Here is a 14,510-nt window from a genome sequence, read left to right as displayed (position 1 = left end):
ATCTTCAGGGTCCCGCAAAGGACACTTAAACTTTCGGTTTGATAAACAGGACATCAGCGTAGTCGATCCAGCCTTTCCTGAGATCGACGCGGAACCAGCCGTCGCTGTTCTGCTTTGAAAAACGGCATCCCGATCGCGGACCGAGCTCCTTCAAGTCGTATTCCGCCCACGTTTTCCCCATATCAGGAGAATAGACAAAGCCGCAGTTGAACGTCGAAGCCGGCGCGTACAAAGCCGCCAGAATCACGCCATCCTGAATAATCATCGTGGCGGATTCAAATTCCATTTCGTGCACACGAGTGTGGGCTGCCTTGTTCGCGATGTCCTCGGGAGCACATCGAAAAATGCCTCGATCATGTTTTGAGCCAACCTTGGGACCATTCGCGTCGGCCGCCCAGTAGAGCTGGCCATCGACAAAGTTGATGCCTCCGGATTTGAATCGCGAATCCGAGTTGACCGAAACGAGTACTTTCCAGTCCCAACTGTCTGACACAGCATCATAGGTGCCACGCAGCCAGTGGCACTCGTTGCCGAAGCCGCGGTCAATGTCACCGGTACAGGTATAGAAAGCGTTTTCGTCGGGATTGTAGGTCACACCATGAATATGGCGTGCGATGAGCGGATTGGTGGCATCGCCCAGCATCGCGTCGGACGCGGTTCCTGGTTGTTGGAACTTTGGGTTTTGTCCGAACGAATACGCGATCTTGACCGTCTCTCCGTTGTCGGTCGAGTAGAAGATATTCACTGGAACAGCGCCGCCGATGACATTGCAGTAATTGCCCCACACCAGCATTTCCTTGCCCTGCACGTCCCAGGTGTGTTCGCCGTCGAGCGGATGGAAATACCAGCCGGGCTGATCGGGATCGACGGGCGTGTGAGGCAGATAGTCCTTGCCACTGCGGTCCGTAACCGTAATCTGCCGATAGGTCGCGAGGTTGTCGGTACTTAGGTACAGTTTCTGCCGGGTCGCAAAAAGTATGTTCCCATTCTTGAGGATGCTACTGAACGTGATGTTGCCAGCATCCGGAAGCGCCGCGTGGTGAGCCCAAGTGTGCCCGTTGTCTTCAGAAAGGAAAACGTTCTCTTGATCAAATCCAAAGGCCTTGTTATCCCGCTGCGAATCGATGTACGGGCCGGTCGGAGCCAGTCGGTACCAGAAGTGATCCGTTTCACCGATCGTATTCGCAGGTGCGGCGTGGAGTGGAGCGAGACTGGGGTTCAGTAGCGCGCCGCAGGTGGCGGTCGCCGCGGCGGTTGTCAGAAATTGTCGGCGATTGTGAGGCACTGGAGGCTGCATGATTTTGCTTCGTTGGGATGGTGGGATGTGAAGGAGGCGATGTCGGAGGAGAGTCTTGTGATCGATCACGGCTCCTCAGGTGGAGGAGACGAGAATGGCCAGCCAGGCAGTTCACCACACGCTTGCAACGCCAAGACGACATAGGCACTGCCCGCATTGGAGATTAGATTGCCGGCATCGTTGACGGGAGATTCCGTGAACCACATCCCATTTTCGCGTTGATTTGCGTAAATCCATTGAATGCCTTTCTGCAACCGAGGATCGTTGGCCGGAACACCGAGTTCCCGAGCAAGCACAATGTTCAGGCCAGTGCCATAACCATCACTCGTTTTGGTCTTGAGTGGTTCACCGTCGCCTCGAGAGAGTCCTTGCCAATCCGTGAGGAAGCCGGCCGTCGACCAACCGCCATCATCCAGTTGCAGGGCCAGTAATTCGTTTAGCGTTTGCTGGCGTTCTTCGAATGTGGCAATCCCGTCAATGCGGACCGAGCACCATGCCAGCATCGCCCGATGGTGGAGCGACAAAGGAGGATTGTTTTTGAAATAGGTCCGCATTTTCTCTAGCCCTACCCGCGACTGTGCGGTGTTCTGATAGTCGTCCGGGGCGACTCCAATGGTCAGTGCAGCGAGTGTCACGCCATAGTGATCATCGATTTCCATCGGAGCGTAATCACAGTGCGGCCAGTTCCAGCCACCATCGGCTCGCTGGACCGTCCACATCATGTCCAACACATCCCTGGCGACGTCGCTGAGTCGACCGGTTGTCTGTACATCGTGAAACGTCAGGCCCGTGCCGACGACAATTGGCCAGAATCCGGAAGCCTCACTCGGTCCCTTCTTCTCCCAACGAACCTTGCGATAGTCTTCGTAGAAGCTGCGGACTTCGCCCGAATCCGCCAGGATGTTGTGCAATGCCGGTCTCGCCGCCATGTAGAACAAGTTGGTATGGCACGTGGCGCAGTTCTTGGTTTTCACCCAATTCAGAGCCGAACGATCCAGATACTCAGCTGCCTTTTCGGCAGAGAACTCGTCCGCCATTGGCACATCCGCCGAGATTTCCGGCAAACCGTCCGGGACATCCTGCAGTGTAATGAGCTGCTTCTTTGGTTCTTGTTGCGCTCGTCCGATCGTTGGCTGGAAGACAGCCAACAGCAACAAGGTACGGAAAATGATGCTCATTGATTTCCTTTTGATTGCGGCCGGCCGAGTCACGAATGGGCTGCACGTGCGACAGGCATCTCAAAGTTCAGTTGAAAGGATTCGAGTGAGGGGCTGGCAAATGGACTCAGACCAGCGGTTCCAAGCGGATGTCCATGAACCCTCCAACCGCATTTGCATTGGTCACAAACTGAGGAATTCCATTGAGAACATCCACGGATTGTCGATGAATATGACCGGTAAAAACTCCCATCAGGTTGTCGGCGCCAAAGACCTCGCGATGGAAGTCGAGCGTTGCCTGAGTATGCCCGGATTCCGGCCACCGGGGCCGACGCTCAATTTTGAAATTGCGATCCGTCGCGGCGGACCATTCCGGATTACCGCAGCCGAATCCCATGGAACGTCCCGGTGCCGACAATGGAATATGAATCAGTAGAACCAAAGGCAGGCCGAGACTTACCTGTTCCCGGAAAAAATCCAGCTGTTCAGGTAGAATCTCGTAATTTGAATTATCGATCGCCAGAAAGCGGACGCCTTGGATATCGTAGGCTGTCATCAGCGGATTTTTGCCCTGATACATCGGTTTCAATCGGCGTTCAATCCATTCGGCTCGCAGTTCTTCGAGTGTTCCCTGCATGCCTTCGTAGTGCCAATCGTGATTTCCCGCCACATACAACCATGGCGTTTGAACCGCAGCAAGTCGCTGCGTAACCCAATCGATCGCAGCCTCCGAAGGAAAACTGAAGATGTCTCCAACAAGTGCGATCAAGTCAATGTGTCCCGTTTTCGTGCGGGCGAGAGCTGCTTCGAAACACTGTTCTGGATTCGTTGGCTTACCTGTGGTGACGTGACGCGTCGAGTTATACGCCTTCGCCATTCGGCCACTGTATTCCTGGAACGGTTGGCCACGTTCGTCGTCCCTGAACAGGTGAGTGTCGGCAACAATCATGACATTGGCCGGACGAGTCACAGCATCGGTGAAAAACGTGACTTTGTTGTTGTCGATCGCGAAAGCTCTCTCGCGCGTTGCTTTGCGTTTGCCGGCCGGTCGAGCACCAGCGCTCGGGGAAGCGAATCCGGCAACCGAGGCAGCCGCGGCGGTTTGAACAAATGTACGACGTTTCATCGAATGAACTCTCGAATGATTGGCTGGATCGGAAAAGCATAGCGATCCCCGCGATTGCTCTCCCACGACGCTTGATTGAATGGCAGTCTGTACCATACCAGATGCGGACTGAGTTGGTGCACGACGATGTGGGATCATTTATGCTAGAGTATGCCAAGTCTGCTCGCTTGCGAAATTGGTAAATTGAGTGACAACATCAACGCCCGTCGTCGGTGTTTGGCCGATGGATACCGCCATGTCATCGTGGAACTACTTGCGTGCGAGGGAGCACAGACATCACCCAAACGGATCGCATGAGTTGTCCCCTTCTTCTTTCGAGCAAGCTGCCAACCCGAAGCGCCGGAGTGGCGGATCAGGCGAGAATGCTGTGGTACGGTATGTTGTTGATTCTTGGCATGCTGGGGCCGGCTGTTGGTGCTGGCGAGATACCGCCGCCACTCAGCGAGATCATCGAGAACAGCTGTCTCCACTGTCATGATGAGTCTTCGGCGGAAGGCGGTCTTGATCTGACGGCGCTGGATTGGAATCTGGAGGACCGCGTCCTTCGAGACCGCTGGATCCACGTTCATGATCGAGTGGATTCCGGTGAAATGCCCCCCGACGCCGACGACCTCATCGCCGCTGAGCGTCAGACAGTGGTCGAGCAACTCTCCGACACTCTTGGAACGGAAGATCGAGCGGATGTCGCTGCGAACGGACGGGGGCCACTGCGACGCCTGAACCGTGAAGAGTACGAACAGAATCTCCGCGATGTGCTACGACTCCCCGAACTGGATATCCGTGACATGCTGCCGGAGGATCGTGAAGGACATCGATTCAACAAAACAGCTGCCACGCTGGATATGTCTCGCGTGCAACTGACGGCGTATCTGGAAGCCGCCGACGCGGCGTTGCGACAGGCGATGGCGACCGATGCCAAGCCACCGATGGTCACGAAGTACCGGGCAACGGGCACTCGGTTGTTTCCTTCGACCAGCACGTTCGGTGAACGGGAAGCCATGTTTTTTGCGAAGGACAGCCGGGCCGTCGGAACGCAGGAACTCAACGATCTCAAGGACAACCCAGCGCTCGAGCTCGCACTGTTCCGGTCGGCGAGTTGGCCCTATTTTGGTTACCCCCGCGGCTTTGTCGCCAAGCTGCCGGGTCGGTACCGAGTACGGTTCGCCGCCCGCGCTGTGCTGCAGACCCAGGGCTACCAACTGCGACCCGCCAACAGGCCAGTTCCGATGACATTCCGGGCCAGGAAGCCATCGGGGGCAGACGTCTCGGGAGACGTCCGCGCGACCGGTGGCATCATCGACATTCAGCCGGAACGTCAAGTTTACGAGACGATCATCCGACTGTTGCCAACCGAGACGTTTGAATACAGCCTTTTGGGTCTGCCGGTCCCGCTGGCCCGAAACGTTAACGGTGGACCTCCCACATATCGCTATCCGCCCTTTCCCGAAGGCGGACAACCCGGCGTCGCGTTTGGTTGGTTGGACGTCGAAGGGCCTCTGCCCCCGGCGACTTGGCCTCCGGCATCGCACCGCGTCCTGTTTGATCATCGTGAGATTGGCGGCCCGTCTGGCGAACAAGGCGACCAACACAGTCAAACGGATCTTGCGATTGAAGCCAAGCGACTGTTGCGGCGTTTCATCAAGATCGCGAGTCGCCAGCCCGTTTCTGAGCGAACCTTTCAAGGATTCGAACAGCTCGTCCTGACGCGACTCGAACAGGGCAGCTCATTCGATGAGTCATTGCTCACCGGGTATAAGGCTTTTCTATGCTCCAGCCATTTTCTCTATCTGCTCGAACCGTCTGATCCAACGACCGCGGACGTCGATCAGTACGCGATCGCCTCGCGACTGTCGCACTTTCTGACCAATACGCGTCCCGACGATGTCTTGATGGAACTCGCCGAGTCGGGTCAGCTTCGTGTTGCGGCCACACTTCGCTCGCAAACGGACCGGCTCATTGCCAGCCACGGCTTTGACCGGTTCGTTCAAAACTTCACCAATTACTGGCTCAACCTACGTCACATTCGTCGCGATGAACCGGACATTCGGCTGCATCCCGAGTATCGCTTCGATGACTATCTCGTCGAGTCGATGGAGCGTCAGACGAGGACGTTCTTCACAGCGATGATTCGCGACAACTTGCCGTCGAGTGTGCTGGTCGATGCGAACGTTGCCTATGTGAATGATCGCCTCGCCGAGCACTACGGGCTGGCACCCGTGTCGGGCTCGCGACTACGACGAGTCGACTTGCCGGAGGGCAGTCCATACGGCGGATTGTTGACACAGGCGGCGATTTTGAAGGTTACCGCTAACGGTACCTCAACATCGCCTGTCATCCGAGGCGCATGGATCATGGAACGTCTACTCGGTCAGCAGCCACCGCCGCCTCCGGCGAGCGTACCAGCGGTCGAGCCAGACATCCGTGGCGCGAAAACGATTCGCGAATTGCTGGACCTGCACACTCAATCCGAATCCTGCGCGGGTTGTCATGCGAGGTTTGATCCCGTCGGTCTGGCCTTGGAAAACTTTGATATCCTGGGCCGTTGGAGAACCCGGTATCGGGGAATCGAGGCAGGGCAACGGATCACCGGTATCGATCGCGCCGGCCACGACTATGCTTACACCCTGTGTGAACCCATCGACGCCAGCGGCGAGTTGCTAGATGGTCGCAGCTTTCGCGATATCCGTGAACTGAAGGCCATTCTGATTTCGGATCAACGACAACTCGCCCGCAATCTTCTGCAACAATTCACTCTCTATGCAACGGGAACTCCGGTGCGTTTCGCGGATCGAGCAGAGATCGAATCGATCCTCGATGCTTGTGCCGGCGCTGGCTACCGGGCTGGCGATCTTCTGCATGCACTGGTGCAGAGTCGAATTTTTCTAGGTAAGGAAGTCTGCCCGTGAGCCGTCGCTATCTCGTCAATCGTCGTCGATTCCTTCGCGGTGCGGGGGTTGCCCTTGCGTTACCGGTTCTCGATTGTTCCCGATCCGCTTCCGCACGGGAGGGGGCATCGCCACCCGCCCGACGGATGTTGCTGATCTCGAACAATCTGGGCGTGCTGCCAAAGTCATTCTTTCCCGCCGGAACGGGCAGTGATTACCAGCTCTCGCCTTATCTGGCCGAACTCGGTGACTTCCGCGACGACTTCACCGTCGTGAGCGGTTTGTCGCATCCCGATGTCGATGGTGGGCACAGTACGGAGAACTGTTTTCTCACAGCGGCGCGTGGTCCGACCAAGAGCGGATTCCGCAATACGATCTCACTCGACCAGTTCGCGGCAAAGCAACTTGGGCCAGTGACTCGGTTTCCGACATTAAATCTGGGAGTGAACATTGACAAGGCGAATCGAAGCCTCGCTTGGACTCGCGATGGCGTGCTGCTTCCGGCGGAGGATAGCGCGTCGGCATTGTTCCGGAAAATGTTTGTTCAGGGCGACCCCGCAGCGGTCCAACGACGACTGCATCAGCTCGACCAGCGTGGCAGCGTCCTCGACACATTGCTCGACGACTCGCGGCAGTTTCGCCGTCGTCTCGGTGGCGATGATCAGGCACGACTCGATCAATACCTGACGTCCGTTCGCGAGATCGAAGAGCGTCTGCATTCGACCCGTCAATGGGAACTGCGTCCCAAGCCGACCACCGTGGTCCCCGCTCCGGATGACATCCATGATCAGAAACAGTTCTTCGAAAAGTTCGACCTGATCCTGTCGATGGCGAGGCTAGCACTCGAATCGGATTCCACGCGCATTGTCACCCTGATGGTCGACGCCTTTGCGACGCCCGTATTCAAGCTCCATCCAGATCAAAACACGACGGACGGCTATCACAACCTGAGCCATCACGGGCAGTCTGAGGAGAAGATCAAGCAACTCGAGGACGCCGACCGTCAGCAGATGGTGTTACTTCGTAAGTTGTTTGAGCAGCTCGGCGAAACCCGCGAAGGTGAAGACCGTTTGCTCGATCGCACGATGGTCTTGTTCGGCAGCAATATGGGAGACGCTAACACTCACGACAACACCAACCTCCCCATCCTGCTCGCTGGCGGTGGTTTCCAACACGGCCAACACCTCGCGTTTCAACGCGATCAGAACCAGCCGCTGAGTAACCTGTTCGTCACCATGTTGCAGCAAATGGGGATCGAAACCGATTCGTTTGGATCGAGTACCGGCACATTGAACGAGATCAAACTTCGCCCGGCTTAGGGACCTCAAAGTTCTTGCGGTACTTTCGAGTCAGCATCGCGTTCGCCGCCTGATTATTGCTGAAGACTTCAGACTGGGGGTCCATCTTCAGCACGGGGCCTAACCGAACCGGGGTGCTCGCCAGATCGATGCCATTGCCCTTGAGATGGGCAACGGTGCGGTGGAGCGTTTCAACATTATCGTCAGCGCCACCAAATTCCTCGACAACCTGTTGCACCTGATCAACGGGCGCCTGTTGGCCGAGCCGATATGAAATCGATGCGATATGGCACAAACCCGCTGAAAGATGCCCGTCACGAATACTGGCATTGAGGTCGTCGGCATGACGACTTTTGACGGCGTCGACAAAATTCTGGATGTGTTCGCTACCCAGTTGAGCTCCCTTGGCCCCTTTGTTGAACGTTCTCACCACCTTTCCATCAACGTCCAATGCGAAGCCAGTAGCCCAACCGGTCATCACAACCATGCCATCGCTCCCGTAGAAGATATTCCCAATCCCCGCCTTCTCGAGGAGATCACTTGGCAGCCCACGCACTTCGTGGACAATCGTTTTGTCCCCCAACTTGCAGATGGAAACTTGGGTGTTGGAGGTGTCGCCAGCATCGTCATAGCCCAATCGGCCTCCGTAACTGACCGCACTGTCGCAAAGCGAGTCGATCCCCATCGCCCAGCGTGCGATATCCATTTCATGGACGCCCTGGTTGTTGATGTCACCGCTACCCCAGTGATATTGAAAGTGCCAATCGTAGTGGACTCTGGGGCGCGTGAGGGGTTGCATTTCGGCGGGACCAACCCAGGTGTCATAGTCGAGCGATTTCGGAGGTTCGTAAACTCCCTTCTTGCCGATCGGGCCCCGCCTTTTGTAGCAAAGTGCTCGAGCTAGCTTGACTTCGCCGATCGCTCCGCTTTGCACATACTCAACCGCCTCGATCGTCCCTGGCAGTGATCGACTGTGCGTGCCCGTTTGACAAATCCTCTTGTACTTTTGGACTGCCTCGATCAGTCGCTGCCCTTCGGAAATATTATGTGACACTGGTTTCTCGACATAAACGTCCTTCCCCGCTTGCATCGTCCAAATCCCCGCCAATGCATGCCAGTGATTAGGGGTGGCGATCACCGCGGCGTCGATGCCCTTGTCATCGAGCCCCTGACGCATGTCGCGGATGAACTGGGGGCGATAGTGGAACGTCTTTTCAAATTCATCCAGCCGCATTTGCCCGATCGCTTCGTCCACATCGCAGACGTACTTAACGTGACATTCAGGATTGTGAGCAAGCAACTGGGACAGGAACCGGCCTCGACCGCCGACGCCACACAGCATCAAGTTAAGCTTGTCATTTGCCGATGTCGGAGTGTTCGCTGCGCTGGCGTTCGATACGGTTGAAACGCATTGGGAGCCCGCGGCCAGTACCGCCGTGGCGATGGCGGTATCGCTGAGGAAACGTCGTCGAGAAAGATGGGGCATCGTGTCTAGAAACTCATGATGGGAATTGGGGGGCGGCGTAGAAACGGTATTCACGTTGAGCGATCGAACACGCCAGCGTTTGAAACGCTACTGGTCGGCTCAGCTTTTTAAGAGCACATCGAGTCGTTCGCCGGATTGCGGGTGTTTGGGGTCGAACGTGTTGAGTACGAGCGACATGGAATCCTCGTTCAGTTCCGCCCAAACCCAACCGTTGGGACGACTGGGACTGAACACATAAGCGACCGGCGGCAGGTTGACCAGATGAAAGTGGCCGCGACGACTGTGCGCCCAGTTGTGTGAATGACCATATAGAAATGCACGCACCTGCTTGCTCGCGTCGAGCACTTCGAAAAGCTCTTTCGTGTCGGAGATGCCGGTCCAAGGTTTGCCTTCTGGCGGAGCGACAAATTGTGGATTGTGATGAGTCATCACAATGGCAGGCTTGTCTGGACGCGCGTCCAACTCGTGGGCGAGCCACTGAATTTGATCCGTGCCCAGTTCGCCTGTGACCAAGCCGACACGCAAAAGTGAATCGAGCAGAAAGAAGTTCGCATGGGGCGTCTCAATCACACTGAGATGCTTCGACATCACGGCCGGATTGTCTGCCGGACGTTGGCTCGACAGCGCGCCATACAACGGTTGGCGATCATCGTGGTTGCCCATCGTCACGTGCAGCGAGATCTGCGTATCATCCAGCGGTGCCACGCATGCGGCAAAATTGGCATAGTCGGCGGGCAATCCCTTCAGATACGCACAATCGCCATTGATCATCAAATGCGACGGCGGCGTTTGCAATTTGCAAATGTCATCGATCACGCTCCGCAAATTATCCGTCATGTTCACACCGCGCGCTTCGGTGCTAGACGAGGCGGGAATATGTGGGTCTGAAAGTAGAGCGATACGTGTGGGCTGGTCCGCGGTGGCCGAAAATGCTGGGCCGGCGGCCAAGATGGTTGCCGCGCCACCAAGTGCGGCACTGACCTTTAAAAAATCACGGCGTGAGGCGGGATTGAGATGGATCGGCATGGGGAAACTCTCCGGATTGGGCGGGCAAATATTGCGACCAGCATGTTGGACGGCCGCAGGCGGGAAATCAAGCGAATGCTACCGAACGTCGATTCACTGGACGTAAACCGGTTCGATCAACTCATTTTATCATAGTCGCTAGCCATGGAAGGTCGCACCCCGATGGGTGGGTGTGCCGAATTGACGATCGGGGACGCGAGCCATCGAGCTTGATTTGCAAATTCAATGCGTGACACACCATTGGACGACGTCTTGGATGTCGGCTTCGTTCATTTCGACACGCAATTGATCCTGTGCGTGGCGCTGGGCAAATCCGAGAGATGAAGAGAGTTGGTCGGCTGTGGCAGCGGTGGTTAAGTGGGTGCGCGGTTGCAAATAAGCGACACGGCGCGGTGCGATACTCGCCAACAAATCAGGTAGGTCGTAAGCCGTTAACGCACCGGCGACCAGCGAGTTGGCGTTCACATCGTAATGGGCGTGCATGACAATGCTCTCATAGTCCAGCATCGATTCAACAAGCACCAACCAACGAATCTGTTGCTCAAACGCTGCCGCGTGCAACATCGCGGGAGCGACATCTCCGAATGCCACCGCTCCGATCTCGTCGGGTTTGACATCGTCTCGTTCCTGTAGAAACTTCAGCACTCGGACTGCGTCTCCCGCATTGATACCCGCCACGCTCCGCCCGGACATCAAGGCATTGAAAAAAGGTTGCACTGGGGCGTGTCCCTGCTTGAACTTGTACGCGGTTTCGCCATATCCCAGTAGGTCTGGCGCGGCAACGACGAAGCCGCTTCGTACTAACGCCTCGATCGGTCCGCCGACCGCCGCGTCGGTGGTTTTCCCCTTGTCGTGGGCATAGATGATGGCGGGGCGGGCGCTGGTCTGAGCGGTGGATTCATCCGGAACAAAAACCAAGGTGGGAATGATGGTTTGGCCCTCTCCGGGAAGACCCCACTTTTCGACACGGTAGCCATCACGCTGGTACTGCCCCTGAAACACGGGACTCTTTCCCGGTTCGGGTTTGCGATAGCCAGACAGCTGCTTCGCCGCGATCACGGCACGGGGAAGATGCTGCGGTAAATCCTGGCGTCCATCGGCTAGCTTCTTCAGCAGCGGTTTCGCCTCTTCTCGGTTGATGCTGAAAACGGTCTCACTCTGCAGCGAGGTCGAAATCTGCCCCGTCTTGGTAACGGTCAATTCTTGTTCTGTTAAAAACGGGTAGGCATCTTCCTGGGCGCTGCCAGGTTGCTCCAGGAACCGTTGAAAGAAGGCATAGGTGGCTTCGTTGTTTTTCTTCGTGAAGCCGTGCCCGTAATCGTCTTCCACTTGATCGAAATGCTCAGGGTGGCCGAGGATGTCAAAAGCTTGCTGCACTTCTGCCGCCGTTTCACGGGCGCCCTGGATACTGAAGAAGTCCCGCGTGGTGGTCACTTGAAGTGTCGCTTGGGGCGCTCGCACTTCGAGTAAATCCGCATGATCAATGCCGCGCAGTGGACCGTGATAGAAGACCTGCTCCGCATCCTGGGGACCGATGGAACCTAACAGTCGACTGATGCTGGTCACGAACCCGGTGGGTGCTGCTGCGACGACTCGCTGATCGATGGCAGCGATGTAGCTCGTTTGCGTGCCCCCTCCCGACAGCCCCGTCACGCCGATGCGATTGGGATCGACCTCGGGGCGGGTCAACAAGTAATCAATCGCTCGAATCCCGTCCCAGGTAAAATAGCGGGCAAGCGATCGTCCGGTCAGGAAGCATTGGACCCCGGCATGTGAGTGTTCCTGAGTGGAAGAGCCCACGAGCGACTTCCCCTTCTCGGAATCGAAGTATTGCAACCGCTCGCCTTGCCCAAGTGGGTCGATGGTGAACACCACGAACCCTTTGTGAACCAGATTGAGAATCACGTTTTGGTAGATGTCCCGCCGGAATGCTTGTGTGGAGTGACCGATGACATCCAGTATCGCGGGCCCACGACCGGTGTGCCCCTCGGGAATAAAGAGAGCCCCCGTTACATAAAAATGGGGCATCGATTCAAAGACAATCTTCTCCACCCGATAGCCGTCCTTCCGAAGACTTCCGGTAACGCGGGCATTGAGCGGTGATCGAGCGGGCCAGGGGCCAAGAATCTGATCGAGAGTCTCTCGGACCTCTGTCTGCCGCTCCTTCCAAGCGTCAACGCTGTTCAATTCGCCGACTGCCTCTTCGCGTGACGCGAGGCAGGCACGCGTCAAGTCGTTCAGATGATGCACGAGCATCAAGCCGGGGTCACTCCAATCGATCCATTGTGGAGCGGTGGAACTCCCACCGCCCAGGACAGTTAAATTTTCAGTGGATTGGGCCCCCACTGCGGATAGCGAAAGGAGCAGACAGATGGTGTTGAACATGGTGGAAACTCTCAGGCGGCCGATGGAATGGCATTGAATGGCAATCTATCAGATTCGCAGGGAGCGCGTTCGTCTTGGCTCTCCAGTCAAGCGGCATTTTAAGGCGAAAACGAAGGGTGATATGGAACACACCGAACGCATGCGGCCGAACGCTCTGCGTTCACAATCATCGATCGCGGAGCCCCGCGATTGTTCCCGGTGGGCTCGGTCGCAACGAGCAAACGGGGGACTGGCCGGACAGCAATGTTGGCGACCGACGCTTGACACCCCTCCTCGGCGCCCCGAAAATTTGGGAGGGCTGGGTAACAACATCCCCAGCCATCATTACCACTTCCCTGAGAGACAACGATGAGAAAGATTTTTGTAGCCGTGATGACGATCGGGCTTTTGGCGCCCTTCGGGCCGACCGCGTCGGCGGCCGACGTCGAAGAGGGGTTCACCTCGCTGTTCAATGGCGTTGACCTATCCGGTTGGATCAAACGCGGTGGCTCGGCCGAGTACGAAGTCGAGGATGGCTCGATCGTCGGGAAATGCGTTCCCAACACCCCCGGGAACACGTTCCTATGTCCGGAACAGGAATACGGAAACTTCGTTTTGAAGCTGCAGTACAAATTCCTCGAAGCCGGGAATTCAGGAATTCAGTTCCGCTCAGCAGCACGTCCACAGGGCGATGGGGAGCGAGTCTACGGCTATCAGTACGAGATTCGCCCCGGTGGCGATGCGACTGGCCGTATCTATGACGAAGGCCGTCGCGGCCACAAGCACGGCATCGTTTGGCTCGACGCTTACACGCCAGAGGATCGCCTCGAGGCTGCCCAAGCAAGCTGCCACGTCGGCGAGTGGAACGATGTCGAAATTCAATGCGTCGGACCCTCGATCAAGACTTGGCTGAATGGCAAACTGGTCGTCGACATGTTCGATAGCGAGTCGATGAAGGGATTTTTCGGGCTGCAAATCCACGCCGGAAAATCAGGTTCCGTTGCTTGGAAGAACATCCGCGTCAAGGATCTAGGTGAGAGCAAGTGGGAATCGTTCTTCGTCCAAGGTGACGACGGCAAATACGAACTCGCTGATGCCAAGTTCGTGCTCCCCGAAGAATGGTCGTTCACCGAAACAGGCGTCCTGAACGGGGTCCACTCCAAGAGCCAAGGCAAGGACGGTCTGGTCATCTCGAACAAGAACTATGACAACTTTATTGCTCGCGTGACGTATCGCATGCACGGTGGCAACAGCGCCCTGTACTTCCGAGCCGAAGAAACGAGTGCCCCTTGGGTACTCCGTGGCTTCCAAAACGAAATCGCCAACAACGGCAAGGACTCTGCCCTCTGGCACACCGCTGGCATTATCGACGGCAAGACGATCCCAGGTCGTGGCTGGCTCACCGCCAACGACGAGTTCATCGAAATGGTCCGTAACAAGGACGACCAATGGAACACAACCTGCACCGCCGCATTCGGCGACCGTTTGGTCCAGATTCTCAACGGGTTCTGCACGTCTGACATTGTCGACGAAGAGTGTGAAAAGACAGGCAAACTCGGTCTGCAGATGCACGGTGGTACTGACTGCGAAATGTTCTTCAAGGACTTTGAAGTCATGCCCATCACCGCGGACATGAAGACACTCATCGAACGGAAGTAAATCGCGAGAAGGGTAAGCACTCACGCGAAAGTGTCTGAGGACAACCACGGTGGGCGGGCGGGATGCTCGCCCACCGTTTGTCTGAAAACGGTACGTGAATGTGCGGATGTCCTCGATCGATTCACACTGGGACGGGTCCGCCCATGGCGACGGAAAAATATTCGCTACCGAGTGAAACGGCGGACTTTTCGATCGGTTAGACTTTTACATCA

General features: G+C 56.5%; 9 protein-coding genes. 3 read left to right on the top strand and 6 right to left on the bottom strand.

What is annotated here, in order from left to right; genetic code table 11:
* Window positions 1–25 precede the first annotated feature (25 nt).
* The 3 genes from SH410x_RS14030 to SH410x_RS14020 form a co-directional block, all read right to left on the bottom strand.
* Entirely contained in the window at window positions 26–1,297 is a 1,272-nt protein-coding gene (locus tag SH410x_RS14030) for a twin-arginine translocation signal domain-containing protein (RefSeq protein WP_473677091.1), read from the bottom strand.
* 65 nt (window positions 1,298–1,362) lie between these two features.
* Window positions 1,363–2,475, bottom strand: a complete 1,113-nt coding sequence (locus tag SH410x_RS14025) for a prenyltransferase/squalene oxidase repeat-containing protein (protein WP_473677090.1) — start codon at window positions 2,473–2,475, stop codon at window positions 1,363–1,365.
* 106 nt (window positions 2,476–2,581) lie between these two features.
* Window positions 2,582–3,580 (bottom strand): metallophosphoesterase family protein, encoded by a 999-nt coding sequence (locus tag SH410x_RS14020; protein ID WP_473677089.1) that lies wholly within the window; start codon window positions 3,578–3,580, stop codon window positions 2,582–2,584.
* Between the two features lie 293 nt (window positions 3,581–3,873).
* Here SH410x_RS14020 and SH410x_RS14015 point away from each other — a divergent pair, with 293 nt between their 5' ends.
* Complete coding sequence (locus SH410x_RS14015) at window positions 3,874–6,486, top strand: DUF1592 domain-containing protein (protein WP_473677088.1); 2,613 nt, start codon at window positions 3,874–3,876, stop codon at window positions 6,484–6,486.
* Complete coding sequence (locus tag SH410x_RS14010) at window positions 6,483–7,784, top strand: DUF1552 domain-containing protein (protein ID WP_473677087.1); 1,302 nt, start codon at window positions 6,483–6,485, stop codon at window positions 7,782–7,784. Before SH410x_RS14015 ends, SH410x_RS14010 begins: the two co-directional genes overlap by 4 nt.
* Here the strand turns inward: SH410x_RS14010 and SH410x_RS14005 are convergent.
* From SH410x_RS14005 to SH410x_RS13995, 3 genes are all read right to left on the bottom strand, one after another.
* A complete protein-coding gene (locus SH410x_RS14005; RefSeq protein WP_473677086.1) occupies window positions 7,765–9,303 on the bottom strand; it encodes a Gfo/Idh/MocA family protein in 1,539 nt (512 codons plus the stop codon). The genes SH410x_RS14010 and SH410x_RS14005 overlap by 20 nt on opposite strands.
* 45 nt (window positions 9,304–9,348) lie before the next feature.
* Window positions 9,349–10,275 (bottom strand): metallophosphoesterase, encoded by a 927-nt coding sequence (locus SH410x_RS14000; protein WP_473677085.1) that lies wholly within the window; start codon window positions 10,273–10,275, stop codon window positions 9,349–9,351.
* 222 nt (window positions 10,276–10,497) lie between these two features.
* Window positions 10,498–12,660, bottom strand: coding sequence for an alpha/beta hydrolase family protein (locus SH410x_RS13995; RefSeq protein WP_473677084.1), 2,163 nt, complete (start codon window positions 12,658–12,660; stop codon window positions 10,498–10,500).
* 348 nt (window positions 12,661–13,008) lie between these two features.
* Here SH410x_RS13995 and SH410x_RS13990 point away from each other — a divergent pair, with 348 nt between their 5' ends.
* On the top strand, window positions 13,009–14,298 hold the full coding sequence (locus SH410x_RS13990; protein ID WP_473677083.1) for a 3-keto-disaccharide hydrolase: 1,290 nt from the start codon (window positions 13,009–13,011) through the stop codon (window positions 14,296–14,298).
* Window positions 14,299–14,510 lie beyond the last annotated feature (212 nt).

The sequence above is a fragment of the Rhodopirellula sp. SH410 genome (genome assembly GCF_055811895.1).
This window is presented reverse-complemented; position numbering and strand designations above follow the sequence as displayed.

Bases quoted from the DNA above. Each gene is read 5' to 3' on its own strand.
- SH410x_RS14030 (WP_473677091.1), bottom strand. From the start codon at position 1,297: ATGCAGCCTCCAGTGCCTCACAATCGCCGACAATTTCTGACAACCGCC.
- SH410x_RS14025 (WP_473677090.1), bottom strand. From the start codon at position 2,475: ATGAGCATCATTTTCCGTACCTTGTTGCTGTTGGCTGTCTTCCAGCCA.
- SH410x_RS14020 (WP_473677089.1), bottom strand. From the start codon at position 3,580: ATGAAACGTCGTACATTTGTTCAAACCGCCGCGGCTGCCTCGGTTGCC.
- SH410x_RS14015 (WP_473677088.1), top strand. From the start codon at position 3,874: ATGAGTTGTCCCCTTCTTCTTTCGAGCAAGCTGCCAACCCGAAGCGCC.
- SH410x_RS14000 (WP_473677085.1), bottom strand. From the start codon at position 10,275: ATGCCGATCCATCTCAATCCCGCCTCACGCCGTGATTTTTTAAAGGTC.
- SH410x_RS13995 (WP_473677084.1), bottom strand. From the start codon at position 12,660: ATGTTCAACACCATCTGTCTGCTCCTTTCGCTATCCGCAGTGGGGGCC.
- SH410x_RS13990 (WP_473677083.1), top strand. From the start codon at position 13,009: ATGAGAAAGATTTTTGTAGCCGTGATGACGATCGGGCTTTTGGCGCCC.